The 631-nt window shown below is 70.7% G+C and carries 1 pseudogene; it reads right to left on the bottom strand.

The features are described 5' to 3' along the window. Positions 1-480, bottom strand: a pseudogene (locus QCD75_RS21810) (HNH endonuclease signature motif containing protein); the annotation flags it as partial. Positions 481-631 lie beyond the last annotated feature (151 nt).

The raw sequence follows: 631 nt of genomic DNA, 5'->3' as shown, positions 1-631 counted from the left end.
AGGCAACGGCCCGCCGGTGAATCCCTGGCGCGGCAGCAGGGATTCGGCCAGGGACAACCGGCGCCGGGCCTCGGCGGCGCTGATCCGCAGCCGCGCCCTCAGGAATTCCGTGGTGTTCCGGTAACCGTCGTCCACGGCAACACTCGAGCCAGCATCACCGGTGGCCGCGGCGTCAGCGCCGGGGGCGGGGGTCTCGCGCCAGCCGGTGGTCCACGAGGTGCCGGCCTTCGCGGCGGTAGCCGCGGCCTGCTTCCGGGTCCGGTCCACGGCGGCGGCCGCCACGAGCTGCAGGTATTCCACTCTCCGTGAGAGTTCCTCCACCGTGCCGGCGAAATCCGAGGCGGCCTGGAACCCGCGGAACGCCGCGACCTGAACCGCTGTCGAACTGACATCCCGCAGCACGGCCAGGGCCCCATCCACCCCGTGCACCCCGGACGCCCCGGGCTGCGCGGTCCCGCGGTCCGTGTCCTGCAAATCCATGAAATCCCTGACGGCCTCCATGGAATCACTCTGCCAGAGGCCTCCGACATTATTAGCCAGGCCGGACAAAGGCCGCAGGGTCGCGGCCGGTGCTACGCCTGAGGCACACATCGCGTCGTCCACCGCTGTCGAACTGACATCCTGCAGCCCG

Source organism: Arthrobacter sp. PsM3, from assembly GCF_030433895.1.
Taxonomy (GTDB): Bacteria; Actinomycetota; Actinomycetes; order Actinomycetales; family Micrococcaceae; genus Arthrobacter.
This window is presented reverse-complemented; position numbering and strand designations above follow the sequence as displayed.